This window comes from Pseudoflavitalea sp. G-6-1-2 (assembly GCF_012927185.1).
Lineage (GTDB): Bacteria > Bacteroidota > Bacteroidia > Chitinophagales > Chitinophagaceae > Pseudobacter.
Genome location: NZ_JABBGB010000001.1, coordinates 428789 through 454023 on the forward strand (window position 1 = coordinate 428789; position 25235 = coordinate 454023).

Here is a 25235-nt window from a genome sequence, read left to right on the forward strand (position 1 = left end):
ATACAATTACGCTATTCCTAAAAAAATGGCTGACCGCAATGCGATCAGCCAATCATTTTATTGCAAACCTGTTATGAGTACTAGGCGACAGGATTATTGTTATTCTCTATCATTATCTCCGCCACATCTCTCGGATTCAACTCCACCTGCTCGATATCAGGCACTTCGTTTTTGGTGTAAGCGCCACCCAGCGCATGCAGTTTCTTCGCCTGCGGAATAAACCTGCTTTCGAGTGAAGACACTGCAGAGTTGTAATGATTTACAGCAGACTTTAAACTGCTTCCCATGTTGTTGAAATGTTTCAGCAACACCGTAGTTCGGTTGTAAAGTTCAACACCCGCAGCGCGCATCTCTTCGATATTCTCTGTGATCTTCACCTGCTGCCAAACGAAACCAACGGTTTTCAGCAGGGTGATCAGTGTAGTTGGAGTAGCAAAGATCACTTTGTTGCGGATACCATCTTCAATTAAAGTGGGATCAGCAGCCAGCGCAGCGCCGAATGATGATTCTATCTGCATGTACAGCACAACGTAATCAGGCGATTCGTCGAACTCATTCCAGTAGGATTTGGCGCTGAGATTTTTCAGGTGATCGCGCACTGCCTGCGCGTGTTGTGCGAAGTATTGCTTGCGCTCCTCTTCGTTATCAGTTTCGAATGCGCGCATGTATGAAGAGAGCGGCACTTTGGAATCCACTACAATGATCTTTTTTTCCGGAAGACGAATGATCATATCCGGCCGAAGCGTTTTTGCTTCAGCGCTGGTTACAGACACCTGCTCCTCGAAATCACAATGTTCCGTCATGCCTGCAAACTCCACCAGACGTTTCAAAGCTATCTCTCCATAACGACCACGCGTATGCGATGTTTTCAATGCAGATACCAGATTATGCGTTTCGCGCTGCAATGCTTCTGTCATTTGCTGAACGCCCTGCATATACTGATTGATCTGCCCATGCTGCTGCATGCGCGCTTTCTCCATCTCCTGGATCTTTCCATCGAATTTGCCGAGACTCTCGGCAAGCGGCTTCACCAGTGCATCGATGGCCTGCTGCTTTTTTTCGAGATCTCCTTTGGCTTCCGTCACCTGTGTTTCAAGCGTGGATTTGGCAAGTGTTACAAAACTCTCATTGTTATGTTTGAGGGCTTCGGCAGACAGCGCATGGAAGGAGGCTTTCATGGTTTCACCTGCCTTTTCGAGAAAGGATTGCTGTTGATTCAGGCGATTTTCCATTTCTCTGAAACTGGCCGAGAGATGGATCTTCTCTTCCTTCACTTGATTGAAACTATCAGTTAACTCATTGATTTTGATGGTGGCATCCTGCAACTTGCGGGTACTCAAACTCAACTGTTCCTGCTCGGATGCAAGGCGGGTAGACAAGGTCGCAATCTTGGATGCGGCGCTGCCCCTGCTGATCAACCATGCCACCAGGCCGCCGATAACGAAGGTTATGAGCGGCAGTAAGGTTAGTAAGCTCATAGTAGACTGGTTGGTAATGAATAACCAAATGTCACCCTTTTTTTTAAGAAATGTACAATACCCCGTAAATTGCCCGTGAAACCCTTTTAAACAGACCTGTTCCACTATTATGGCAACCAAAGCAATTGGAGCAAATCAGCAATTGATTGACTTCCTCAAGTCATTACATCCCATCAATGATGAGATAGTAGATTATTTCAACAAACACAGCATCGAGAAAAAAGTCGGGCGTGGAAAATTAGTGCTGCAGTCTAATGAAAGATGCGAGCACTACTATTTCATAAAAAGAGGATTGATGCGCGGATACATCGTCGATGATGAGAAGGAGATCACAACATGGATCTGCCGGGAAGGTGAAGTGATAACAAGCATCCAGAATTTGCTCGAACCCGGAGCAATGGGCGAGAATATCAAAACGCTCGAAAACTGCGAACTGAACATCATGCCCATTTCGGCTATACAATACCTTTATGATCAGTTTCCGGAAATGAATGCTGTTGGCAGGAAGCTGCTTGAAAGATACTACTACGATGCTCAGCAACGTGCCATCATCTGCCGCATTCCCAACGCTACCAAACGATACGAACACTTTATCCAAACCAGACCTGAACTGGTGAACCGCGTTCCCGGAAAATACATCGCCAGCTTCCTCAACATGACCGAAGAAACGCTCAGCCGCGTACGCAGTGCACGAACCAGACCCCGCACAAAAGCCAGTGCAGGGAATCAGTCGGAGAGCTGATCTTCGTCAACTTTTTGGCGTTTCGATTGTACCATATTTGTAATAAGTTACACCTATGGATGCAACGCAACTGAAACAGGTTTTTCCCGGTCTCGAAGAAGAGCTTTACCAGCAGATGTCTGCACATGCCACGGTGAAATCCGTAAAGGCAGGTGATACGCTTTTGCGTGTAGGGCAAACAATCAGAAGTACCATGCTGATTGCAAGCGGCATCATCAAGCTGTATCGTGAAGATGAGGATGGCAATGAATTCTTCATTTATCATCTCACACCCGGCCAGGCATGCTCGCTCTCCTTCGTCTGCTCTGCCAGATCCGAAAAAAGCGAAGTACTGGCCAGAGCCCTCACAGACGCCGAAGTGATCAGCCTTCCCCCCGAACTGATGGACAAATGGATGACCACCTACAAAAGCTGGTACCAGTTTGTGCTGAGCTCGTACAGAAACCGGTTCGAAAGCCTGCTGCAAACCATCGATGCCATTGCATTCTCCACCATGGACGAACGGCTGGAGTTCTATCTCAAAAGGCAGGTGAAACAATTTGGCTCGACACTGAACATTACGCATCAGGAGATAGCGCACGATCTCAATTCGTCGCGCGAAGTGATCTCACGTTTGTTAAAAAAGATGGAAGCCAGAAATATGCTCGTGCTGCATCGCAACAGCATCGAATGGCTGCTACCCTGATCGCTGCAATGTGATGTAAGTCACCAACCAACCAGAAAACAGTATCTAATTTTACGCTACAATTGAAGAATATGAAAATAGAACAGATTTATACAGGATGCCTTGCACAAGGTGCTTACTATATCGAAAGCGAAGGAGAAGCAGTAGTGATCGATCCGCTTCGCGAAGTGGCTCCATACATCAGCAAAGCAACTGCAGGCAATGCACAGATCAAATACGTGTTCGAAACGCACTTCCATGCAGACTTCGTTTCAGGGCATCTGGACCTAGCAGAAAAAACAGGCGCAAAGATTGTGTACGGCCCTAATGCTGCTCCGAAATTTGATGCCATCATTGCAAAAGATGGCGATCATTTTCAGGTAGGAAAAATCAGTTTCGAATTGCTGCATACACCAGGCCACACTATGGAAAGCAGCAGTTTTTTACTGAAAGATGAAACAGGAAAACCGGTAGCGCTTTTCTCCGGAGATACACTCTTCATCGGAGATGTGGGCCGCCCGGACCTTGCACAGAAATTCGCCAACAAAACAAAAGAAGAACTCGCTTCGATATTGTATCATTCGCTGCGCAACAAGATAATGCCGCTGCCCGATGATGTGATCATCTATCCCGCACACGGTGCCGGAAGCGCCTGCGGAAAGAATATCAGTCGCGAAACAACCGATACACTCGGCAATCAAAAGGCTACCAACTATGCACTCCGTGCAGATATGACGGAAGCAGAGTTTGTGAAAGAACTCACAGAAGGATTGCCCACACCTCCCGGCTACTTCCCCTTCAATGTGCTGATGAACAAAGAAGGATACGACAGCCTCGAAACAGTGATCGAAAGAGGCAGCCAGGCCCTTACGCCGGATGCATTCGAAGCAGCAGCCAACGAAACCAATGCACTGATGCTGGATACCCGCGATCCGCAGATCTTTGCGCAGGGCTTCATTCCCAACTCCATCAATATCGGCATCGATGGAAATTTCGCTCCATGGGTAGGTGCGCTGATCCCCGATATTCAGCAACCCATTCTGGTGATTTCAGATGAAGGAAGAGAAGAAGAAGTGATCACTAGATTGGCAAGGGTTGGATACGATAACACCATCGGATTTCTGAAAGGTGGATTTGCGTCGTGGCAAACAGCCGGAAAAGAAACAGACCATATCGATTCCATCGCAGCAGCAACTGCCGCAACACAGCTGGAACAAAAAGATATAACTGTGCTGGATGTGCGCAGACCGGGAGAATACAAACTCGGCCATATCACAGAAGCACTGAATACGCCACTCGACGATATCAATCAGGAGATCGCATCGCTCGACAAACAGAAAGAATACTATGTGCATTGTGCAGGCGGTTATCGTTCTATGATCTTCCTCTCCATCCTCAGATCACGGGGATTCGAGCATGTAACCGATATTCAGGGAGGATTCAAATCGATCCGTGAAGCAGGCAAGTTTTCTCTCACAACAGGAGAACCAGCCGAAAATCAATAAGCAAGCGCAGTTGCAGATTCACAGGCCGAACTGTAACTTAGAGTTCCTTGCACTTAATGGCTAACCATAAGATAATTTGCTACCCCGCACAGCATGAGTTGTGGGGTAGCTTTTCTTTTTCCACCTGTACCGGTGTGTTTCTTCAGAATCCTGAAACATTCAGTTATGGCACCATCGTGGCACAATTGCTGCATTCAAAAATGAATGTATCTTCACAAAACCTTAGTGCAGAAAATCTGATGAAGCCCACAAAATCACCGGTAAGTTTTCACACGGCTGCGCCGCCGCCACACCTGCAACAATACGTGCAGGCGTTCTGGTCTGCATCCGGACCGGCAGCTCACACACTCGGTGCTATTGCCGATGGCTGTCCCGGACTGGTTTTTCATCAGACAGAAAAAGGACTACTCTGGGGTGATGATACCAAGCAGCTGAGCTCCTTATTTCTCTATGGTCAAACAACGAAATTAGGAAGATTGCAAACCGGCGGGGCTTTCCGTATGTGTGGCGTGATGTTCTATCCGCATGTGATGAAACTCCTTTTCGGATTCAATGCCAGCGAGATCACCGATGATTGCATCGATCTGCTGCTGCTTTCCGGCCCCGAAGGAAAACAGCTCGTTGCACAACTAGAAGAAACATTCGATCTGCAGGAGCAATACAATCTCATTGGCGCACATCTCAGCAATATCATCTATAAGAAAAAGGTTTCACAGGATACCGTTATCCAAAACGCAGTGATCCAGCTCATGCAATCCAATGGCGATCTGCCTTTGAAGCAATTGCAGAAATCGATGTACATCACAGAAAGAACCTTCGAACGCAGGTTTGAACAATACGTTGGCATCTCCGCTAAGATGTTTTCGCGCGTATGCCGCTTTCAGGCTGCATTGCAGCAATTGAAGAGCGGGCACTTCACCAAGCTCTCCGATATTGCGTTCACGCACGGCTATTCAGATCAATCGCACTTCATACGATCCTTCAAACAATTCACTGGCATTTCGCCAGTTGAGTTTTACAGGAAGGAGACCCCGGAGAATGTATCTCTACTTACCATGATGTAGCAAGCAACCGTTCCGATTGTCGGATTTGTTCAATGCCACCACCACGCTGGTGTATAGTTTTGTGTCATAAACAAATCAAACAATGGACATGCAAAATATTTCAAACCTCATTTTAGCAGCCGGCACAATTGCCACCGGATTACTGGCCGGATTATTCTTCAGTTTTTCCGTAGCCGTGATACCCGGACTCACCCGCCTGCCCGATGCCGGTTACCTGCAGGCATTTCAGCAGATCAATGTAGCCATCCTGAACCCTGTATTTCTGCTCTGCTTCATGGCACCGGTGATCTTGCTGCCTGGCGCCACCTGGCTTCAATACAAGCAAGGCGGTCCATGGATCTGGATGCTTGCAGCAGCGCTCGTTTACATCATTGCAGTATTTGGCGTAACAGCCGGTGGGAATGTGCCGCTGAATGATGTACTCGCCAAAACAGATCTTACCAATGCCACATCAACAGCACTGAGCGGATACCGTGCGGCATTCGAACCAGCATGGAACAAATTCCATAACATCCGCACAATTGCCAATATCGTTTCACTGGCGCTTTGCATCTATGTATGTATCAACACCGTAAAAAATAACCCATGACCAGAATTATTATCCTCTCCCTCCTTACCGTATTTTTCATTTCAGCCATCATACCCGAACAACACAAGCCAGTAACCAAAATTGTAAAAATGCGTGGCATGCGTTTCGATCCATCTAGCATTCAGGTGAGTATAGGCGACACCGTTATATGGATCAACGAAAGCAATGGTGAGCACAATGTAGTAGCCAATGACGGAACCTTCAAAAGCACCATGCTCGAAAATGGACAGCTTTACGCCCTTGTATTTGAAAAGAAGGGAGTTTACAAATATTACTGCCAGCCTCATCGCATTATGGGAATGAAGGGAGTGGTGGAAGTAAAGGATTAAGCGCCTCAAACCCAGTGCAGACCGGGAGTTGGTAAAAAAAATTCCCGGCTGCGCTTGTATAAGTCCCGCATTAACACCTACTTTTGCAGGCATCCGGCGCGATGGATCATGTTCAGAAAACTATTCGCCATATTAATTCTATTTGCCATTACGGTGCAAACCTTTCACAAGGCCATCATTGTGATGGAGTTCTACGCCAATCAGGACTACATTGCGAAGAACCTCTGCGAAAACCGGTACAGGCCGATGCTGAACTGTAACGGTCACTGCTTACTGGCTAAAAAGCTGCAGCAGGCAGAAAAGAAAGAGCAGCGCAACCCGGAATCGAAGCTGGCCTCCAAACAGGAAGTAGTTTCTTCGAGATCTTATTACCAGCTGACGATCGCTTCAAACCCTGTACAGACAAGCACTCCCGCTTATACCTTCAACAACGGCAAACCCGTTGATTTTGCATCCGACTTCTTTCATCCTCCCGGCGCATAAGTTTCATACTCATTTTCAGTTCAAGTTATTTGTTGATTTCCAACTTCAACCTGTGCATGCATGTATGGTACTGCATTGCAGACGCCGATAATGTGCATGCGCACAATTCACTGATCGATGAAAATAATGTTATGCCTGTTGCTTACAGCATTGTTCGCAACAGCAGCAGCCCCTGTATGCGCACAGGAAACAGTACAGATAAAAATTGCAGATAAAATTACAGGAGAGGCCATTCCAGGCGCAACGCTCACCACAACAGAAGGCCAAAGTTTTGTAGCGAATGATAAAGGAGAGATACAGCTCAGTTCCGCCATCGCCGCATTCAAAGTGAGTGGCATAGGTTATGCAGCAAAATCATTTCAGCAATGGCCGGCGCAAACGCTGATACTGCTTGAGCCGCAGGCCGCCAATATGCAGCAGGTGATTGTAACAGCCAATCGTCAGATGCAGCAACGCATTGCTGCACCCATTGCCATCAGTACCATCAGCGCTGCCACCATCAGCGAAACCAAGGCCACCACCATAGATCAGCTGGTGAACAAAACACCAGGCGTGTTTATGGTGAACCTCGGCAATGAGCTGCACATGATGAGCATCCGGCAGCCGATGGGCACCAAAGGGTTGTATCTCTATCTCGAAGACGGTATTCCCATCCGTACCACCGGCATATTCAATCACAATGCCCTGCTGGAGATCAATATGACGGCAGTGAAGAATATCGAGATCATCCGGGGGCCCAGCTCCAGCATGTACGGAGCAGAAGCCATCGGAGGAGCCATCAACTTCATCACCAGATCAGCGCCCGCTACACCATCGGCCAGGATTTCATTACAGGGCAACAACACCGGCTATCGACGCGCAGAACTTAGCACAGGCGCGAGTTTCGGCAAACTGAACCTCAGTTTCAACGGCTACTTCGCACAAAACAAAAATGGGGTGCTGGAAAGAAGTGATTTCCATAAATGGACAGGCACCCTTCGTGCAGACTACAGAATTTCTGAGAACACCAAACTCATCACCAGCATCACAGCGCTGGATTATTACAGCGATATGCGCGGGGGTCTAGACAGTGCAACTTTCTGGAACAAAGACTACAGCACTCCCCAAACCTTCACCTGGCGCAAAGTGAATGCACTCCGGTTCAAAACACAACTGAATCATCAATGGAAAAACGGCAGCAGCTCCAGCATTGCACTGATCTACAGAGACAATACCGTAGCACAGAATCCCTCCTATCGCATCAAGGATGATTACAAAAGAATAAGTGGCAAATGGAAAGGCGATAAATCACTCGCGCATGGAGAGATCAACGACAATTCATTTAACAGTTATGCATTTGTTGCTACACATCAGCAACAATTCTTCGGAGGCAAACTGAATACTACCAGCGGCATCAGTGCAGACCTGAGTCCATCTACTTATGATGCCTACTACATCCGCATCAATCAGGACAGCATCAGCAGAAGATATCTTTCTTTCACCGAAAGAAAAGACAGCCTCCTCAGCAACTACTTCACAGGAATCAATAATGGTGCGGCTTTCACGCAGCTCGAATACAGGATAACTGAAAACCTTCGTCTGATCGGCGGGCTCCGTTTCGATGTATTCAGACTTGCATTCAGAAATCATTTGCCTGCTGAAGCATTCAGCGGATCGCCGAACACCACTGAAACATACAAAAGATTCACACCGAAAGCCGGCATTACCTGGCAACCATTCAAAGGAATTGGTTTCTATGCCAACTACAGCGAAGGGTTTATTGCACCACAGGTAACGGAACTCTTCACCGGAGTGAAGGTACCAGACCTCAAGCCACAGACTTTCTTCAACTATGAGGCCGGCGGCTGGATCAGTCTCTGGCACGATAAGATCTATGCAGACTGGAGCATCTATCATCTCCGTGGCACCAACGAGATCATCAGTGTTCGTTTCGACGACGGCAGCTCCGGCAATGTAAATGCAGGAAAAACCAAACATCAGGGAATTGAATACGGCATCAGTTTCCGACCAACCCGCGAATGGATGTTCCGATTCAGTGGAGCGAGCTCCAAACATCAGTTCGTTGAATATGCCGAACGCAAAGATCTCATCTACGACGGCAAAACCATGAACGGTGCGCCGGCATTCGTCGGAAATGCAGAGCTGCAATACAAACCCAACTGGTTGCCGGGGTTCCGCATCGGAGCAGAGTGGCAGCACAACGATGGATATTGGATGGACCCTCAGAATACCGTTCGCGATCACGGTTTCAATCTGGTGAATCTTCGTGCCGGTTACGAATGGAAAGGAGCTGAGATCTGGTGCAATGTGATCAACATCTTCGACAATTACTATTCAGTGTACAGCAACAAATCTTCTTTCGGATATGCCTATACGGTGGGCGATCCTCAGAACATCAATATCGGCATTGCCTATACCCTCACGCGGAAAAAGAAGTAATATGATCAGAAAGAATATTTACAAGTGGCACCGCATCAGCAGCCTGATCATTGCAATTCCGGTACTGCTCTGGGCAGTGAGTGGATTTATGCATCCGCTGATGACCACCATTAAACCGAAGGTTGCCACACAAGTGCTGACGCCGGCTTCGGTTGACAGCAACTCGCTGGAATACCCGCTGCATCAGGCTTTGCAGCTGAACAAGATCAGCGCCATACACAATGTACGCCTGGTGCATATCGACACCAACTGGTTCTATCAGGTACAATTGCAGAAGGCAGAACCGCCGGTTTATCTCAGCGCCAAAACCGGAAAGCAATTGCGAAATGGCGATCAGCTGTATGCCCAATACATCGCCAAACAATTTCTGCAAGGTCAGCCGAAAGATGTTGCTGCAAAAAAACAAATAGCTGCCGACGCATCACAACCCATGCAGGTAATTGCAGCATCCAGCATTCCACCACCAGCAGCAGCATCCCACGATTGCTGCGATGCAGCCACCAACAGCGTGCTGGCCGACACAACCGGTAGTCTGGTTGAAAGTGTTCAACTGATCCGAAACTTCGACAAAGAATACAAATACATCAACCGGCTGCTGCCTGTTTACAAAGTACAGTTCGATCGTGCAGATGGCATCAGAGTGTACGTTGAAACAACACAGGATCGCTTTGCATTTGTGATGGACAACAAACGCGCAACTTTCGATCTCTTCTTCGGAATTTTTCACACATGGGATTGGATGAATGCCGCAGGCAGTTTCAAATACGTGCTGATGGTACTGCTCACTGCACTGGGATTTCTCACCACCTGCATGGGGCTGTACATTTTCTTCATCACCAAAACCAAAAGGGGAACCAGCTCTGTAGCAAAGTCTCGAAGAACCCATCGTATCGTTTCGTTGACAGCCTGCCTCTTCACGCTCATGTTCACATTCAGCGGAGGATTGCATGCATGGGAGAAATTATTTCCGGAAACACAGATTGCAGATAACACCAGCTACTCCATCGCATCAGGCGATATGCAGCCCGATATCTCCAAAATGAAGCAGGCACTGAAGCAAGCCGAAATCTATAATTTTTCCATTGCTCAGATCGACCAAGAATTCTACTGGCGTGTGATCACAGGAACCGCACAAAAGCAATCGCCTGTATATCTTCATCATGCATCTTACACACCGCTGGAGAATGGAGAGATCAAGCATGCGTTATTTCTCGCAGCACAGATGAGCGGGCATTCGCAACGCGATGTACTCAAGATTGAACCCATCACAAAATTCGCCGGAGAATATGGATTCGTGAACAAACGACTGCCCGTTTGGAAAGTGAGTTATGCCCAAAACGACAATGAGCGGTATTACGTAGAAACCAGCACAGAACGCTGTGCTGCGCGTTTTTCAGATAGTGATCTGATGGAAGGATACAGCTTCGCTCTCCTGCATAAACATCATTTTATGGACTGGGCAGGAAAGTCTGCAAGAGATATCAGCACCATGATCGCCGCTGGTTTGCAGATCCTCATGGTGCTGATAGGTTTGATATTATTTTATCGCTGGATGCGCAGATAGATCAGAGTTTCAGTTTCACTCCGGCTTTGCCGAGCAGTCCGCCAATGCCTACGATCAGCAGCGCAAAAGCCAATGATTTTACAAGGCCAATGCCTCCTGTGAGCAACACATCCGGCAATGAAACACCGATTGACTTCACAATAGCATACACGAAATAAGGAATGAGATAACAAAGCAAAGTATTGGTACCGGCTGGTTTGATGAAATCGAACCAGCTGGCCTTTCCTTTCTGATCTGCAATAAAATTCACCAGTACAAATACTGCGATGGTGATGCCGCTGCAAATCAGCACCCAACTTGGAGTTACCAGTATTTTGGAAATGCCCCAGTAAGGACGCAGTAAGAAGCCTCCGGCCAGCAATGCTGCTGCAATGGCAAGCAACACGCCCACCATCTTCCCCGTTTGTTGCTGTTTATGGTAGTGAAAGAAAATAGTGGTAGTGATTGCTCCACCCAGCACCAGGGCCACATGCCCACCAACTCCGAGCGGACCAATGATGGTCTGTACAATTTCATTATTCAGCTTTCCTGCATGCGAAGCAATGCAGATGAGGAGGAACACTGCCCATGCCACTCCGATCCACCATTTCTTATTTCCTGCAAGCATCACAATGATGGCGCTTACCATGTAGGCCCATCCGATCAATCCGAGTATACCCCACCAATACGTAGCAAATCTTTGCGGTTCTTCAACAGATCCGCTGCGGCAGATGAAGGCCAGTACCAGCAAAATGCCTACAGCAGTGGTTTTCAGAATTCGTTTCAACCAGGGGTTGGTATCTTTTGGCCATGCATTCCAGAGAGCAATGAAACTGAGACAGCTCAGCACATTCCATAAACTTCTGTCGATGCCGGTAGTTTTTGCATTGAGGTATTCGCCATTCACCAGAAAGAGTCCCATTATCAGCAAGGCCGCACCCCGCTCCAGTATGTGAAGGAATATTTTGCCGTTATCATCTCCTTTGTTTCGCCTCGCAGCTACAGCAAGCGGAGCAGACATCCCTACAATAAATAAGAAGGCCGGAAATACAACGTCTGCGAGCCCCATCCCATCTTCATTGGCACTTGTATGTTCGAGCCATCCCGGAATATCTTTGAGACTCCAGAGATCGTTTACAAAGATCATCAGCACCATGGTGAGTGCGCGGAGAATATCGATCGACGATACTCTCAATGAATTGGACGGAGTGTTAGACATTTTATATGCTGGGTTTGTTGGTTGACTATTTCACCGCCTGAATGGCATCGAACAGCGCGCGGAAGCAAGCTGGTTGCGTTTTGGTTCCCGCCGCTTCATTCTTCACTTTTCCGTAGAATTCGTCCATGAATTGTTCAGCACCTGACCATACAGTTTGTATCATTCCCTGAAAGTATTGTTTCATTTCAGGGGTAGATCCTTTTCTGAAACTGATCATATCATTCAGTTGCGCAACTGCATTGGCCGGTGTTCGCCACGGACAGGTTGCTACACGCAATCCTTTGGCGGCGAAGAGTACAGGCGTTTTATCAGGGCGCTCATAATGCCAGTCGCAGATGAATACATCTTTGGGAATGAGGTCGATGGCGCGATGCGTATTGTTGAAGCTTCCTTCCCACATGCCGATGCCGGTGGTTTTTCCATCGATCAGTCTGTCGCCCCAGATCCAGAGCTCTCTTTTATTCTGTCTGAGGTGATCACTGATCTTTCTAACTTCTCCGGCATAGAGTTCGGCTTTGTCTCTGCCGCTGCAACGTTTGCAGCTATCATCGCCGAGATAAAATACTTCATCCATGCCTGCATGGAATGCATCGGCTTCAAACACATCACACACTTCGTCTACGAGATCAAAAACAATTTTATGAAGATCGGGATGCAGCGGACAATAGCTTTTGCAGTAGAGCCCATCTGCATTTGGCCATACATATTTTTCAGGCATTTTCACATGCGGCGTTTCATCGAACTGAGGATACACGCGCAGCAGGTTATCGATTCTTCCGGCCCAGGATTGATGCCCCAGCAGATTGATCTGTGGTATCACGCGGATCTTGCCCTGCCTGCAGGCAGCTACCAGTTTTTTTACATCGGCTTTTGAAAGGGCAATCGTGTCGCGCAATTCGGGATGCGACTGAAATTCGTAATTGTAATCAACGCGAAGGATCAGCGTATTAACGCCGCGCGGAGCAAGTTCTTTTGTAATGAAGTTGGCGAATGCGTCAACACCTGATTTCTTGGGAGCTACAATGCAGAATCCGCGAACGGGGAGCAAAGTATCGAGGTGTTGTTGTGCAGATGCAGCAAGATTGCATACGATCGTTAGTAAGATAAGCAGGGGGATAAGTGTAAATTTTCTCATACGAATCGACATAAAATTTGAATTTAATAAAAAAATCTCAGACCATATACTTTCTATGTACAGGATCTGAGACTTCTGTAATATGTTATGACGATTAAAATCTGATGAACGCAGCAGCTATTTTTTTCGCTCAAACAGAAAGGGGATCGACCTTCCATCTCCTGAAATAGCGGCGTGGAGCTGGTTTCCTTTTAGATGATATTCTATCTTCTTCGGAAAATCGTGCTGAGGGTTTTCACAAACGAAGTCAACATCAGTTAATGATGTGATAAGAAAAGACACTGGTACATTATCGCCTCTGATTACAGTTGCAACATAGTATAGTTTGTTGTCTTTTTCTATGATGGTGAATTTTTCGGAGAAGGTGGTATCCTTTCCATTTAGTGTTACGAACCAACCCGACAGTTCCTGAGCAGATTTTTTCTCCCACACTTCCTGTCCTGTAGTGCCGGGCTTTGGATTGGTTCTGTTCCATACCCCTGGAAGCCATTCGAGTTTTTTGAAATTCTCAGGCGTGGCTTGCGGAATTTCCTGCGCCATGGAATATGCAACAGAAAAGAGGAATGCAGCAACGAGAATGGAAGCTTTCATGCTATGTGTTTTTGAGTTGCTTAAATATACGAAGAGTTGATGAACGCTTCCATGCTACTTAGATAAACGATAGATCGGGATTGCTTTGAGACTAACCGGCTAGCGCAAGATGCGAATTGCTTCGCAACTGGGTACTCCCGAAGTAAACTCAGCCAGCAACAACAGGGAAATCGAAGCCGAATCTGCTTCCTTCTCCTATCCTGCTTTCCACCCAGATATTTCCGCCCTGCGCTTCGATGAACTCACGTGAGATGGCAAGGCCAAGTCCGGTGCCACTCTTCTCATAATTGCCGGGCACTTTGTAATAGCGATCGAAGATCTTTGTGAGGTATTTTTCGTCGATGCCGATTCCGTGATCGCGCACAGAGAACGAAACTTTATCATTTTTGAGAACAGCTTCTACTTCGATCGAAGAAGACTCAGGCGCATAGCGAATCGCATTGGTGAGAAAGTTGATCATCACCCAGGATGTTTTTTCAATATCAGCCATCACATGCGGCAACGATGATTGTATGCTCGTTTTAAGATGCAATTGTTTTTGTTGTGCCTGAAACAATACGGCCTGAACGGCCTGCGTAACTATTTCATCAGGAGGCGACGATTGCAGCTTCAGCTGAATATTGCCAGTCTCTACCTGACTCATGTTCAGCAGTTCACTGGTTATCTTCAGCAGACGGTCTGCATCATCTTTGATACTGTGCAGCAATTCCTGCTGCTCTTTGTTCATATTGCCTACCCGCGGATCATCGAGTAGTCTTGCACTCATTTTGATACTCGATATCGGCGTTTTCAATTCATGAGAAACTGTGGCGATGAAATTTGTTTTAGCCTCATCCAGTTCATGGAAGGGTGTGATATTCCGGAGTACGATCACTTCGCCGATACGCGCATCTTCATTCCGCACTTCGATGCGTTCATTTACGAAGTAACTTTTTTTGCCGTCGGCAAATATTTCGAGTTCGGGGCGAACTTCATCCTGAAGCAGTGTGCGCATGAGATCGTTGCGGATGGCGATATCAGGCCCATATTTTCCTACTACATCACGTTCTCTGATTCCGATCAACGATTCTGCCACGGAATTCATAAACAGAATCTGTTTCTTTTCGTCGAAGCCGATAATGGCATCGCGCATATTGTTGATCACGGCTTCGATACGGCTCTTCTCAAATTTGATGCGCGCGAGATTGCTATGCTCGTACTCATCTAATTTTTCTGCCATTACGTTGAAGGCATTCGCGAGATCTCCGAACTCATCTTTCTGCGACAAATGAATTCTTCTTGAATAATTCTTATTGGCAATTGCGCTGATCCCAGCAGCGAGTTGACGGATTGGATTGCTGATCACACCGGGAAAATTCACTACCAGCGTAAATGCAAGCAAGGCAAGGATGGTGAAGATAATGGTCATCCAGGTGGCGGCGCTTCCGGTTCTTTCGCGCGCGAGCTGGTTCTTTCGGAGAATGGCTTCCTGATTGAGATCATTGATCAGCTGAATGCTTTGCCGGATGCCGGCTTTCGCCAGATCGTCATTTTTGTTGAGACGCAGTTTCTCGAAAGATTGCCTGAGCTGAAGCGTACCTTCTTTTTCTCCGGGCTCTGTAACATTCTTTTCCTGCTGCTCCAGGTTGTTCTCGAATAAACGCATTGCCAGCGAATCTGTACGAAGCTGCTCCAGCGCCTTCAGCATATTGTTGTTGTACACCAGGGTCTCATAGTTATTTCTCAGCACTTTGTCTGAGTCCTCTTTCAGCCGGTGAATGGATATGAGGCCGAATGCGCCGAATATCACTATCACCAGAAAAAGGAAACCTATGCCCAGGGTAAGTTTTGTTTTAAGTCGCATCTTATGATAAAATTACAACATCAATGTCAGCAGCGGCCAGTTTAGTGAGCAGTTGGTTGAAAACGGCTGTACTCAGAATCACATTCCAGATCCGCAAATGGGGTTTGCCGATGCAGATGGTGGTGATCTTTTTCTGCTCGGCAGTTTCGATGATCCCTTTGGCGATATTGGTATGCTCTACTTTGATCACCTCTCCGCCCAGTTCGGTAGCGAGTTTGAAATTGTTGATCAGGTGACGTTGCGCTGCGAGTCCGATGCGGTCTCCCGATTCTTTGGGCGTTTGCACATACAGCACATACCAGCGCGAATTGTAGTAAGCGGCGAGCCTGGCTGTTTTACGGATCACCATTTTTGCGATGCTGTGGTTGCTGCTGATGCAGGCCATGAACCGCTCCGATCGCGCATTCAGCATGCCTGGCAATTCGCGTTCGATCTTTCCTTCTACCTGTGATGCCACTTCTTTCAGCGCCAGTTCGCGCAGCTGGAGTATCTTATCCGATTGAAAAAAATTGGTGAGCGCAGTCTCGATCTTATCCTTTGTATAGATCTTTCCTTCGCGTAAGCGGGTGATCAGTTCATCGGCGGTAAGATCGATATTCACTACTTCGTCGGCCATCTGCAAAACACTGTCCGGTACGCGCTCCAATACTTCCACGCCCGTGATCTCTTTTACAGCTTCGTTAAGGCTTTCGATATGCTGAATATTTACGGCGCTCACCACGTTGATGCCGGCATTGAGAATTTCCAGTACATCCTGCCATCGCTTTTCATTTTTGCTTCCTTCGATATTGGTATGCGCCAGTTCGTCTACGATCACCACTTCGGGGCGGAGATTCAGAATGGCCTGAACATCCATCTCATCCAGTTCCTTGCCCTTGTAGAACAGCCGGCTTCGGGGTATTACGGGTAAGCCTTCGAGCAGGTTGTGGGTTTCTTTTCTGTTGTGGGTTTCGATGTAGCCGATCTTTACATCCACTCCATTGCGGAGCAGGGTATGCGCTTCCTGAAGCATCCGGTAGGTTTTGCCCACTCCGGCGCTCATGCCAATATAGATCTTGAACTTGCCTCTTCGGCTTTGTTTGATCAGATCTAAAAAGTGCTGAGGACCATCAGTGGAAGATTCTTCAGGCATATGACTGGATTGTACTGTTATCAAATCTACTTGTTTAGAAACTCAATGCAATGGCTGTTGCAACGATAGGACTGGCTTTAGTTGTACTGTTGTTTCTTTTTACGAAGTATTCTTCCTTTCCGTGGAAACTGCGCAGTTCGAGCCTCCATACACAATTGGAGAAGAGCTGACGATCGTAGTTTACGCTCCATCCGATAGTCTTGAATCCTTCAGGAGAATTTGTCGCGATGATCACACCATTCTTATCTTCGAAATATTCTCCGCGAACAGATACGCTGTTGGTTTTATCCGGACTGTATTTCACAATCACCGTACCGGCATACCAGTTGTTCAGTTTGCTTTTTCCTTTTTCTTTCTGTTCCATGCCATAATCAAACCCTGCTGTGATGCCGAATTTTTCCGTGACTTGAAATATGCCGTACACATTGTGGTAGTAGCGCATCAGACGAACAGTGTCTGGTTTATCGTTACCCGCAAAATTGCTGTAGTTGAGCGTGATGGTAGAGTTAGGCTTGTACGTTACCTGCAAACCGAAAGCAGGTGTGGAATTGCCATCGATGCGCTGAATGCGTTGCCATCCGTTGAGATACATGGCAGCGAGGTACCATTTTTCGTTTTTGCTGGTGTAACCGAGTTTGGTCCCTGCTTCGTAGTAAGGCGAGTTGTCTGCAACGATGCTTCTTGTGAGTGTCCAGTTATCTTTTCCGACGGCACTTTCAAAACCAATGTGTGAAGGCATGATACCTGCATCTAACCAGAGATTGGCGTTCTTAGAAAGTTTCACTCCTGCATTTGCTTCATAAATATTTTTCAGCACACCCGGCTCAGCAGCCATGTTTGCATTCAGGTAAGTTCCTGCTCCGATAGCAATATTCGCACGAACACGATCACCACTGTAAGTTCCTTTGAGGAATGCAAGGTTCACATTCACTTCATTCGCGCGATTGTGACTGTACACAAAACCCGGACGCGTATTGTTCAACGGACGGTTAGCGTCGTAAAGGTAATACGCTTCTGCATATCCGCTGATGCTGAAATTATTCTTCTTTGGTTCTTCCTGGGCAATGGCCTGCATGCCAATGCTGCATGCAAAGGCGCCAGCCAACATAAACTTTTTCATTGATGTACCTGGGGTTTTGTTTCTCTATTTTAATTTGTCTAATGCAATGTTTAATTGTAACACATTTACGGTAGAAGTTCCCAACATTCCGAGCAATGGTTTCTTAGTGTGCTGATCTACAAGTGCATTCAAGGTTGCTTCATCAAGGTTACGGATAGCTGCAATGCGTTTCACCTGAATTTTTGCAGCAACAGGAGAAAGATGCGGATCGAGGCCGCTGCCAGATGCAGTTACCAGTTCAGCAGGTATCGATGCTTTTGCGATACCGGGATTGTGCACGAGGAAAGTATCGATACGATCCTGCACAGTTTTCAGGTAATCAGCATTGGTTGCTCCTTTGTTTGAACCGCCCGACCCTGCCGGGTTGTAGCCGACTGCAGAAGGTCGTCCCTGAAAGTATTTATCGTCGGAGAACTGCTGTCCGATGTTTGCATATCCGACAACTTTTCCATTCACAGAGATTGTTTCGCCCTTGCCACCACCCTTGCTCATTTTGGCAATCATCGCAATAGCTGCGGGGTAAACAACAGCCAGCAATACGATCATCACCAATGTCATTTTTAATCCGGGGAGCAAATATTTTTTCATTGTACTTATTTTATTCGTTTACATAAAGAAGGCCAGTACCAGATCGATCAGTTTGATGCCGATGAAAGGCACTATGATTCCACCAAGGCCATAGATCAGCAGGTTCCTGCGCAGCAGTGCATTTGCGCCAATGGGTTTGTATTTCACTCCACGCAGCGCCAATGGAATCAGCATCGGAATAATGATGGCATTGAAGATCACGGCAGACAGTATCGCACTCTGAGGACTGGCCAGGTGCATGATATTCAGGGATTGTAAAGCGGGTATGGATGTGATGAACAATGCCGGAACAATGGCGAAGTATTTCGCAACATCATTAGCGATGGAGAAAGTAGTGAGCGTGCCACGGGTCATCAGCAACTGCTTTCCGATCTCAACGATCTCGATGAGTTTGGTAGGATCGTTATCCAGATCCACCATATTGCCTGCTTCTTTTGCAGCCTGTGTTCCGCTGTTCATGGCAACACCAACATCGGCTTGCGCGAGTGCAGGTGCGTCGTTGGTTCCATCGCCCATCATTGCAACGAGCTTGCCGCTCTGTTGCTCCTGTTTGATGTAATTCATTTTGTCTTCGGGACGTGCCTCGGCAATGAAATCATCCACGCCCGCTTTGTGTGCGATGTATTTTGCAGTGAGCGGGTTATCGCCGGTGACCATTACAGTTTTCACTCCCATTTTGCGAAGGCGCTCAAACCTTTCCTGGATGCCGGGTTTGATGATGTCCTGCAATTCGATGGTACCGGTGATAGATCCATTCAGACTTACTACGAGCGGAGTACCGCCATTCATTGCAATTTCCTTCACTTTGTTTTCGATGGCAGCAGGAACCGGCGTTCCATTCACATGCGTGATCTTTTTGATGGCATCGAATGCACCTTTGCGGATCTTCGTTCCATCTGCTTTATCGATACCACTGGTGCGTGTTTCGGCAGTGAAAGGAATGAATCTGATATCATTGTTCGACTGAGGAACTTTCACACCTTTTGTCTGTGCCAGTTCGATGATCGATTTCCCTTCGGGTGTTTCATCGGCAATGGAACTCCACACACATGATTCAATGAAAGCGTTTGCTTCCACTCCATCAGCAGGCCAGAAGTTAGTAGCCTTGCGGTTTCCGATGGTGATGGTACCTGTTTTATCGAGCAGCAGGGTATCGAGGTCACCCGCTGTTTCTACTGCTTTACCACTCTTGGTGATCACATTCGCGCGAAGCGCACGGTCCATACCTGCGATGCCGATGGCAGATAATAATCCGCCGATGGTAGTTGGTATCAGACAAACGAAGAGCGAAATAAATGCTGCGATAGTGATGGTGGTATTCGCGTAATCTGCAAAAGGTTTCAGCGTTACGCACACAATCACGAAGATCAGTGTGAAGCTGGCCAGCAGAATGGTCAACGCAATTTCGTTTGGCGTTTTCTGACGTGATGCTCCTTCTACGAGTGCGATCATTTTATCGAGGAAACTTTCTCCCGGCTCGGTAGTTACTTTCACTACGATCCTGTCTGAGAGCACTTTTGTTCCACCGGTTACAGACGATTTATCGCCACCCGATTCGCGGATCACGGGAGCAGATTCACCCGTGATAGCACTCTCATCAACAGTTGCAATGCCCTCGATTATTTCACCATCCATTGGAATGGTATCGCCTGCTTCGCACACAAAAAGATCGCCTTTGCGCAGTTGGGAAGAACGGATCATTTTGATTTCGTTCAGATGGATCTCTCCCACTACTTCGATCTTTTTGGCCATCGTGTCTTCGCGTGTTTTACGAAGACTGTCGGCCTGCGCCTTGCCTCTGGCTTCCGCGATGGCTTCTGCGAAGTTGGCAAAGAGCAGTGTGAGCAGCAGTATAAGGGTTACTGTGATATTGTATGCAAGGCTTCCCTGGCCAGCTTCGCCGGCAGCAATCCAGCAGCATACTGCAATCATGATGGCTGTTCCGATCTCGACCGTGAACATCACCGGATTACGGAACATCAGCACAGGATTGAGTTTCACGAAGGCCTGCTTCAATGCAGTGCCTACCAGTTCGCGGGGGAATAATTTATTTTGATCGATGCGTTTCATTGTTACTTATTTGATCTTTCGGAGATAGCTTTAGGAATGCATGCTGAAATATTCTGCCAATGGTCCGAGTGCCAGTGCAGGGAAGAAACTCAGTGCATTGATGATGATGATCACCGTGAATGTAACAGCGCCGAATGTAACGGAGTCTGTTCTCAGCGTACCACCAGATGCAGGAATGAATTTCTTGTTGGCCAGCAATCCGACAATCGCAACCGGGCCGATAATTGGAATGAACCTTGCCAGCAGCAGCACTATACCCGTTGAGACATTCCAGAAAATATTGTTGTCTCCCAATCCCTCAAAACCACTGCCGTTATTGGCGTTGGAAGAAGTGAACTCGTACAGCATTTCAGAGAATCCGTGATAGCCGGGGTTGTTGAGCCAGCTCTCCGGTTTCACCGCCCACTCGGCTCCGGCATGTGTGGCAAAGAGATATGCAGCAACCGCAGTTCCTGCTTTTACAAGGAATGCTGAAAGAAGTGTTACGAATGCTGCGATCTTTACTTCGCGTGCTTCCACTTTATGGCCCATGAATTCCGGGGTTCGTCCAACCATCAATCCTGATATGAAAACAGCGATGATGATATAGATGAGGTAGTTGAGAATACCCACGCCACATCCTCCATAAAACGCGTTGATCATCATAGCGAGCAGCTGCATCATGCCGGAGAGCGGCATGGAACTGTCGTGCATGGAGTTGATGGAGCCGGTTGAAATGATAGTAGTGACAATGCTCCAGTACGCAGATGCAGCCGGACCGAACCTCACTTCTTTTCCTTCCATTGCCCCGGTTGCCTGGGCAATGCCCATCTTTGCAATTTCAGGGTTGCCATTCATTTCCCAGTTCATCGTAGGAATGAGCAGCAGCAAGAGGCCAACGGTCATTACACCGAAGATCACATACGCAAAACGTTTGCGGTTGATATAGAAACCCAGCGCGAAGATGAGTGCAACAGGAATTACAACCTGCGCAATCACTTCAGTCATATTGGTGAGGTAGTTGGGATTCTCCAGCGGGTGTGTTGAATTGGCGCCGAAGTATCCTCCACCATTCGTTCCGAGATGTTTGATAGCAATGAAACCCGCTGCTGGTCCGCGTGATACCTGCACTGAATCTCCCTGCATAGTAACGATGCTGTCCTTCGCATCATAGCTGGCAGGTGTTCCGTTGAATGCAAGAATCAATGCCATGATAAAACAGAGCGGCAGCAATATTCTTGTAATGGTCTTTGTGAAGATGCTCCAGAAGTTGCCGAGGTTGGTGGTGGTCTTTTCTTTCAATCCGTTGAACACACCGATCAGTGCGGCAATACCTGTTGCTGCACTTACAAACTGCAGAAACATCAGCACAAATGTCTGTGTGAGGTAAGTAGCCCCTGATTCGCCGGAGTAGTGTTGCAGATTGCAGTTCACCAGAAAACTGATGGCGGTGTTGAAAGCGAGATCCGGCGATTGATCCGGATTGCCATCAGGATTCATCGGCAGATGTCCCTGAAAGAGCAGCAGAAAAAATGCATACACCAGCCAGATCATGTTGATGGTGAGCATCGCTTTCAGAAATTCTTTCCAGTTCATTTTCCGTGAAGGATCGATTCCGCAAAAGCGGTAGATGATTCTTTCTAGCGGATTCATAAAATCGGTGATAGTGCGCTCTCCTTTGAATATGCGGGCGATGTATTTCCCCAGTGGGAATGCCAGCAATATGGTAATCAGAAAAGTAACTATCACTCCGAATAATTCTGTGTTCATGTTCCGATGCGTTTAGGATTAAAATTTTTCGGGTTTCATTAGTACGTATACGAGGTAGATGAATACAACTGCGGATACGACGAGCAAGGCTGTCATCATGTTGAGTTCAGTTTTTGTTGTTACACTTTTTCAAAAAAATCGATCGATTTGAAGAACAGCCAGAAGCATAACAGAAAGGCTGCGATCAGCAGAATTGTTAACATAATTTGTTGGGTTTACATCAGAGACCGGAGCAGCACCCCTAATACCAGAATCGCTACATAGATCGCGGGGATCAGAATATGCAACCGGATGCGGAGGAACTGTCTTTTCATGATTATTTGTTTAGCAGAGATTGGCAAAGGGCAGGCCATCAGATCGTGCCAGTTCAACATTTTGCTGTAACCCTTATCAGACGGGCATTTGCTGGCATATAATATTTCCGGCACAGATCAGCACTATTCCCAAACCCTATCATTCTGAAAAGGTGATTTTCAAAATGGAAGGGGTCAGAATGTCCAAATCACCCTGTATCGAAGTCTGATTCTGCCAGTGCCGCCCGCAATCACGGCACTTACCTTTACACTTCAAACCTTTGCAATATGAAAGCAGTACAGTTGAGACAGTTCGGCATTGAACATTTGCATTTGACCAAACTGGATACGCCTGAATTCGGAGACAATGAAGTATTGGTACGCACAACTGCAGTAGCGTTAGAGTATCATGATCTGCTCGTAGTGGAAAACCTTATTCCTTTCGGCATTTCGCTTCCGCATGTTCCGGCAACGGAAGCAGTGGGAATTGTAGAGGAAGCAGGATGCAAGGTTACGCGCTGGAAAAAAGGAGATCGCGTGATCATTCCATTCATTCCGAGATGGGAAGCAGGGCACAACACACCCCATCACGATGAACTAAGAACCGGATTCTCCGCTCCCGGTGTTCTCGCAGAATTCACTGTGCAGCCGGAAAACACACTCGTGCGCACGCCCTCAAACTTAACAGATGCAGAAGCTGCCCCCCTTTCTGTTGGCGGATTGACCGTCTGGGCGGTACTCGCAGAACAGGCGAATATCCGTGCAGGGCAAACTATTCTCGTACAGGGAACCGGAGGTGTTTCACTGATTGCATTGCAGATAGCCAAAATGTTCGGACTGAAAGTGATTGCCACTACCAGCAGCAAAGAGAAGGAACAAAAGCTGCGCACACTCGGCGCCGATGAAGTAATCAATTATACGGAGCATCCGGAGTGGAGCAAAGAAGTGAAACGATTAACCGGAGGAATTGGAGTTGATGTAACACTCGATGTGGCAGGCACAGCCACCATTGCGCAAAGCATCCTTTCGGTGAAGAAACATGGCTTTGTCGGATTGATCGGTTTACTCACAGGTACCCAGCTCAACATCGATATCATTCCACTTATCACCAATTACCTGAGACTGCAATCTTACTCTGTTGGCAATGCCGCGCAGCTGACGGATTTTGTTCAGGCCATCGAAAAAAACAATCTGAAACCTGTGATAGATAGCGTGTACCCGCTCGATAAAGTGCAGAACGCATTCTATCGTTTCAAAGCAGGAGATGTATTCGGCAAAATTGTGATCCAGTTCTGAGGATCAGCTGAGATGGTATTCTTCGATCTTGCGATAGAGTGTAGTGAGACCGATGTTCAGCAATTTAGCCGCTTCGGTTTTGTTGCCTTTTGTATGATTGAGCACCCGCTGAATATGCAGCTTCTCCACGCTTGCCAGTGAGAAGGCAGAGAGTGTATGCCCCTCTTCTGAAACAGAGACTGCCTGCTGGAGATCGAGCGGGAGATTGTCTACGGTAAGTTCGGTTCCATCAGCGAGAATTACAGATCGTTCCATTACGTTCTTCAGTTCGCGGATATTTCCTTTCCATGAATGACGCTTCAGGTGTTCGACAAAATCTTTACTCATGCCAGTGATACGGGCATTTGTTTTGGCTGCAAATAGAGATAGATAATGTGATGCCAGTGCAGGGATATCTTCTTTTCTGTTGTTCAAAGAAGGGAGCTGTATAGTGAAAACGTTGAGACGATAATAGAGGTCTTCGCGGAAGCGGCCTGCATCTGCTTCTTCCTGCAATCCGCGGTTAGTGGCTGCGATGATGCGCACATTTACGCGGGTAGGTTTTGTATCACCCACTTTAATGAATTCGTTCGTTTCGAGAACACGAAGCAGTTTGCTTTGGAGATCGATATGCATTTCGCCGATCTCGTCGAGAAAGAGCGTGCCGTTGTGCGCTTCTTCGATCAGTCCTTTTTTATCTTTCATTGCACCGGTGAAGGCTCCGGCTTTATGGCCGAACAATTCGCTCTCCAGCAGGTCTTTGGTGAAAGCGCTGCAATTCAGTGGCATAAAGGGTTGTGTAGCACGCTTGCTGCCATTGTGAATAGCCTGGGCAAATACCTCTTTGCCTGTTCCGGTTTCGCCGAGCAGCAACACAGTAGCATCCGTAGGTGCCACTTTCTTTGCTAAAGCAATCGCTTCTTTGATGCTGGCAGATGAGCCGATGATATTTTCAAATCCGTATCTCTTGCCAACCTGTTGCTCCAGTTGTGCAACACGTTGTCTCAGTTTCACCTGCTCCATGGCGCGGTTGAGGAGCGGAATTATTTTGTCGTTATCATCTCCTTTGGTGATGTAGTCGAAGGCGCCATTTTTCATGGCCTGAACGCCATCAGGGATATTGCCGTAGGCAGTGAGCAGTATAATTTCTGTACCGGGATATTTCGCATGAACAGTGGCTGCGTATGCAACACCGCTGCCGTCGGGAAGTTTTACATCGCTCAGAACAACATCGATCGATTCGCGCTCCAGCAGTTTGCCTGCAGATTTCAGGTCAGCTGCTTCGAACACCTGGAAGCCTTCCAGACTGATGATGCGTTTAAGAAGACTGCGGAGTTTTTCCTCGTCGTCGATCAAAAGAATATTTCCTGACATGAGAACAAAA

General features: G+C 47.4%; 21 protein-coding genes. 10 read left to right on the forward strand and 11 right to left on the reverse strand.

Translation table 11 applies throughout. From position 1 onward, the window contains the following. Positions 1 to 80 precede the first annotated feature (80 nt). Positions 81 to 1478 (reverse strand): DNA recombination protein RmuC, encoded by a 1398-nt coding sequence (rmuC, locus tag HHL16_RS01705; protein ID WP_169423410.1) that lies wholly within the window; start codon positions 1476 to 1478, stop codon positions 81 to 83. A gap of 109 nt (positions 1479 to 1587) precedes the next feature. Between rmuC and HHL16_RS01710 the strand changes: the two genes are divergently transcribed. The 9 genes from HHL16_RS01710 to HHL16_RS01750 all read left to right on the forward strand — a co-directional run bounded on the left by HHL16_RS01710 (position 1588) and on the right by HHL16_RS01750 (position 10857). Beyond that, the gene (locus HHL16_RS01710; RefSeq protein WP_169423411.1) at positions 1588 to 2220 is read left to right on the forward strand and encodes a Crp/Fnr family transcriptional regulator; all 633 of its coding nucleotides are present in this window, start codon (positions 1588 to 1590) and stop codon (positions 2218 to 2220) included. Between the two features lie 55 nt (positions 2221 to 2275). Then, positions 2276 to 2905: a Crp/Fnr family transcriptional regulator gene (locus HHL16_RS01715; protein ID WP_169423412.1), complete on the forward strand. Its 630-nt coding sequence runs from the start codon at positions 2276 to 2278 to the stop codon at positions 2903 to 2905. Positions 2906 to 2976: 71 nt separating this feature from the next. Beyond that, entirely contained in the window at positions 2977 to 4389 is a 1413-nt protein-coding gene (locus HHL16_RS01720) for an MBL fold metallo-hydrolase (RefSeq protein WP_169423413.1), read from the forward strand. A gap of 134 nt (positions 4390 to 4523) precedes the next feature. Then, the gene (locus tag HHL16_RS25270; protein WP_169423414.1) at positions 4524 to 5453 is read left to right on the forward strand and encodes a helix-turn-helix transcriptional regulator; all 930 of its coding nucleotides are present in this window, start codon (positions 4524 to 4526) and stop codon (positions 5451 to 5453) included. A gap of 88 nt (positions 5454 to 5541) precedes the next feature. After that, positions 5542 to 6042 (forward strand): anthrone oxygenase family protein, encoded by a 501-nt coding sequence (locus HHL16_RS01730; protein ID WP_169423415.1) that lies wholly within the window; start codon positions 5542 to 5544, stop codon positions 6040 to 6042. Then, a complete protein-coding gene (locus HHL16_RS01735) occupies positions 6039 to 6371 on the forward strand; it encodes a plastocyanin/azurin family copper-binding protein (protein ID WP_169423416.1) in 333 nt (110 codons plus the stop codon). The genes HHL16_RS01730 and HHL16_RS01735 overlap by 4 nt, the downstream gene beginning before the upstream one ends. 108 nt (positions 6372 to 6479) lie before the next feature. Then, on the forward strand, positions 6480 to 6854 hold the full coding sequence (locus HHL16_RS01740; RefSeq protein ID WP_169423417.1) for a hypothetical protein: 375 nt from the start codon (positions 6480 to 6482) through the stop codon (positions 6852 to 6854). A 117-nt stretch (positions 6855 to 6971) separates the two neighbouring features. Continuing rightward, on the forward strand, positions 6972 to 9293 hold the full coding sequence (locus tag HHL16_RS01745) for a TonB-dependent receptor (RefSeq protein WP_169423418.1): 2322 nt from the start codon (positions 6972 to 6974) through the stop codon (positions 9291 to 9293). A 1-nt stretch (position 9294) separates the two neighbouring features. Continuing rightward, positions 9295 to 10857 (forward strand): PepSY domain-containing protein, encoded by a 1563-nt coding sequence (locus tag HHL16_RS01750; RefSeq protein ID WP_169423419.1) that lies wholly within the window; start codon positions 9295 to 9297, stop codon positions 10855 to 10857. Between the two features lies 1 nt (position 10858). Here the strand turns inward: HHL16_RS01750 and HHL16_RS01755 are convergent, their stop codons facing one another. The 9 genes from HHL16_RS01755 to kdpA all read right to left on the reverse strand — a co-directional run bounded on the left by HHL16_RS01755 (position 10859) and on the right by kdpA (position 22283). Continuing rightward, entirely contained in the window at positions 10859 to 12055 is a 1197-nt protein-coding gene (locus HHL16_RS01755) for a DUF5009 domain-containing protein (protein WP_169423420.1), read from the reverse strand. A 25-nt stretch (positions 12056 to 12080) separates the two neighbouring features. Next, complete coding sequence (locus HHL16_RS01760) at positions 12081 to 13190, reverse strand: family 20 glycosylhydrolase (protein ID WP_169423421.1); 1110 nt, start codon at positions 13188 to 13190, stop codon at positions 12081 to 12083. A gap of 117 nt (positions 13191 to 13307) precedes the next feature. Next, positions 13308 to 13781, reverse strand: a complete 474-nt coding sequence (locus HHL16_RS01765; protein ID WP_169423422.1) for a DUF6265 family protein — start codon at positions 13779 to 13781, stop codon at positions 13308 to 13310. Positions 13782 to 13929: 148 nt separating this feature from the next. Then, positions 13930 to 15624 carry an ATP-binding protein gene (locus HHL16_RS01770; RefSeq protein ID WP_169423423.1) on the reverse strand — a complete coding sequence of 565 codons (1695 nt, stop codon included), beginning with the start codon at positions 15622 to 15624 and terminating at the stop codon, positions 13930 to 13932. Between the two features lies 1 nt (position 15625). Then, a complete protein-coding gene (locus tag HHL16_RS01775) occupies positions 15626 to 16756 on the reverse strand; it encodes a sensor protein KdpD (RefSeq protein ID WP_169423424.1) in 1131 nt (376 codons plus the stop codon). A 34-nt stretch (positions 16757 to 16790) separates the two neighbouring features. Beyond that, positions 16791 to 17876 (reverse strand): porin, encoded by a 1086-nt coding sequence (locus HHL16_RS01780; protein WP_169423425.1) that lies wholly within the window; start codon positions 17874 to 17876, stop codon positions 16791 to 16793. 24 nt (positions 17877 to 17900) lie between these two features. Further along, a complete protein-coding gene (locus HHL16_RS01785; protein ID WP_169423426.1) occupies positions 17901 to 18464 on the reverse strand; it encodes a K(+)-transporting ATPase subunit C in 564 nt (187 codons plus the stop codon). Positions 18465 to 18482: 18 nt separating this feature from the next. After that, the gene (gene kdpB / locus HHL16_RS01790; protein WP_169423427.1) at positions 18483 to 20534 is read right to left on the reverse strand and encodes a potassium-transporting ATPase subunit KdpB; all 2052 of its coding nucleotides are present in this window, start codon (positions 20532 to 20534) and stop codon (positions 18483 to 18485) included. Positions 20535 to 20564: 30 nt separating this feature from the next. Beyond that, the gene (gene kdpA, locus HHL16_RS01795; RefSeq protein WP_169423428.1) at positions 20565 to 22283 is read right to left on the reverse strand and encodes a potassium-transporting ATPase subunit KdpA; all 1719 of its coding nucleotides are present in this window, start codon (positions 22281 to 22283) and stop codon (positions 20565 to 20567) included. Between the two features lie 581 nt (positions 22284 to 22864). On the opposite strand from kdpA, the gene HHL16_RS01805 reads away from it, so the two are divergent. Then, positions 22865 to 23872, forward strand: coding sequence for an NAD(P)-dependent alcohol dehydrogenase (locus tag HHL16_RS01805; protein ID WP_169423429.1), 1008 nt, complete (start codon positions 22865 to 22867; stop codon positions 23870 to 23872). A 3-nt stretch (positions 23873 to 23875) separates the two neighbouring features. On the opposite strand, the gene HHL16_RS01810 is transcribed toward HHL16_RS01805, so the two are convergent. Beyond that, positions 23876 to 25225 (reverse strand): sigma-54 dependent transcriptional regulator, encoded by a 1350-nt coding sequence (locus tag HHL16_RS01810; protein ID WP_169423430.1) that lies wholly within the window; start codon positions 25223 to 25225, stop codon positions 23876 to 23878. Positions 25226 to 25235 lie beyond the last annotated feature (10 nt).

Excerpts from the sequence above, each read along its gene's own strand:
- rmuC (WP_169423410.1), bottom strand. The coding sequence starts at position 1,478 with ATGAGCTTACTAACCTTACTGCCGCTCATAACCTTCGTTATCGGCGGC.
- HHL16_RS01710 (WP_169423411.1), top strand. The coding sequence starts at position 1,588 with ATGGCAACCAAAGCAATTGGAGCAAATCAGCAATTGATTGACTTCCTC.
- HHL16_RS01715 (WP_169423412.1), top strand. The coding sequence starts at position 2,276 with ATGGATGCAACGCAACTGAAACAGGTTTTTCCCGGTCTCGAAGAAGAG.
- HHL16_RS01720 (WP_169423413.1), top strand. The coding sequence starts at position 2,977 with ATGAAAATAGAACAGATTTATACAGGATGCCTTGCACAAGGTGCTTAC.
- HHL16_RS01730 (WP_169423415.1), top strand. The coding sequence starts at position 5,542 with ATGCAAAATATTTCAAACCTCATTTTAGCAGCCGGCACAATTGCCACC.
- HHL16_RS01735 (WP_169423416.1), top strand. The coding sequence starts at position 6,039 with ATGACCAGAATTATTATCCTCTCCCTCCTTACCGTATTTTTCATTTCA.
- HHL16_RS01740 (WP_169423417.1), top strand. The coding sequence starts at position 6,480 with ATGTTCAGAAAACTATTCGCCATATTAATTCTATTTGCCATTACGGTG.
- HHL16_RS01745 (WP_169423418.1), top strand. The coding sequence starts at position 6,972 with ATGAAAATAATGTTATGCCTGTTGCTTACAGCATTGTTCGCAACAGCA.
- HHL16_RS01750 (WP_169423419.1), top strand. The coding sequence starts at position 9,295 with ATGATCAGAAAGAATATTTACAAGTGGCACCGCATCAGCAGCCTGATC.
- HHL16_RS01755 (WP_169423420.1), bottom strand. The coding sequence starts at position 12,055 with ATGTCTAACACTCCGTCCAATTCATTGAGAGTATCGTCGATCGATATT.
- HHL16_RS01760 (WP_169423421.1), bottom strand. The coding sequence starts at position 13,190 with ATGAGAAAATTTACACTTATCCCCCTGCTTATCTTACTAACGATCGTA.
- HHL16_RS01765 (WP_169423422.1), bottom strand. The coding sequence starts at position 13,781 with ATGAAAGCTTCCATTCTCGTTGCTGCATTCCTCTTTTCTGTTGCATAT.
- HHL16_RS01770 (WP_169423423.1), bottom strand. The coding sequence starts at position 15,624 with ATGCGACTTAAAACAAAACTTACCCTGGGCATAGGTTTCCTTTTTCTG.
- HHL16_RS01775 (WP_169423424.1), bottom strand. The coding sequence starts at position 16,756 with ATGCCTGAAGAATCTTCCACTGATGGTCCTCAGCACTTTTTAGATCTG.
- HHL16_RS01780 (WP_169423425.1), bottom strand. The coding sequence starts at position 17,876 with ATGAAAAAGTTTATGTTGGCTGGCGCCTTTGCATGCAGCATTGGCATG.
- HHL16_RS01785 (WP_169423426.1), bottom strand. The coding sequence starts at position 18,464 with ATGAAAAAATATTTGCTCCCCGGATTAAAAATGACATTGGTGATGATC.
- kdpB (WP_169423427.1), bottom strand. The coding sequence starts at position 20,534 with ATGAAACGCATCGATCAAAATAAATTATTCCCCCGCGAACTGGTAGGC.
- kdpA (WP_169423428.1), bottom strand. The coding sequence starts at position 22,283 with ATGAACACAGAATTATTCGGAGTGATAGTTACTTTTCTGATTACCATA.
- HHL16_RS01805 (WP_169423429.1), top strand. The coding sequence starts at position 22,865 with ATGAAAGCAGTACAGTTGAGACAGTTCGGCATTGAACATTTGCATTTG.
- HHL16_RS01810 (WP_169423430.1), bottom strand. The coding sequence starts at position 25,225 with ATGTCAGGAAATATTCTTTTGATCGACGACGAGGAAAAACTCCGCAGT.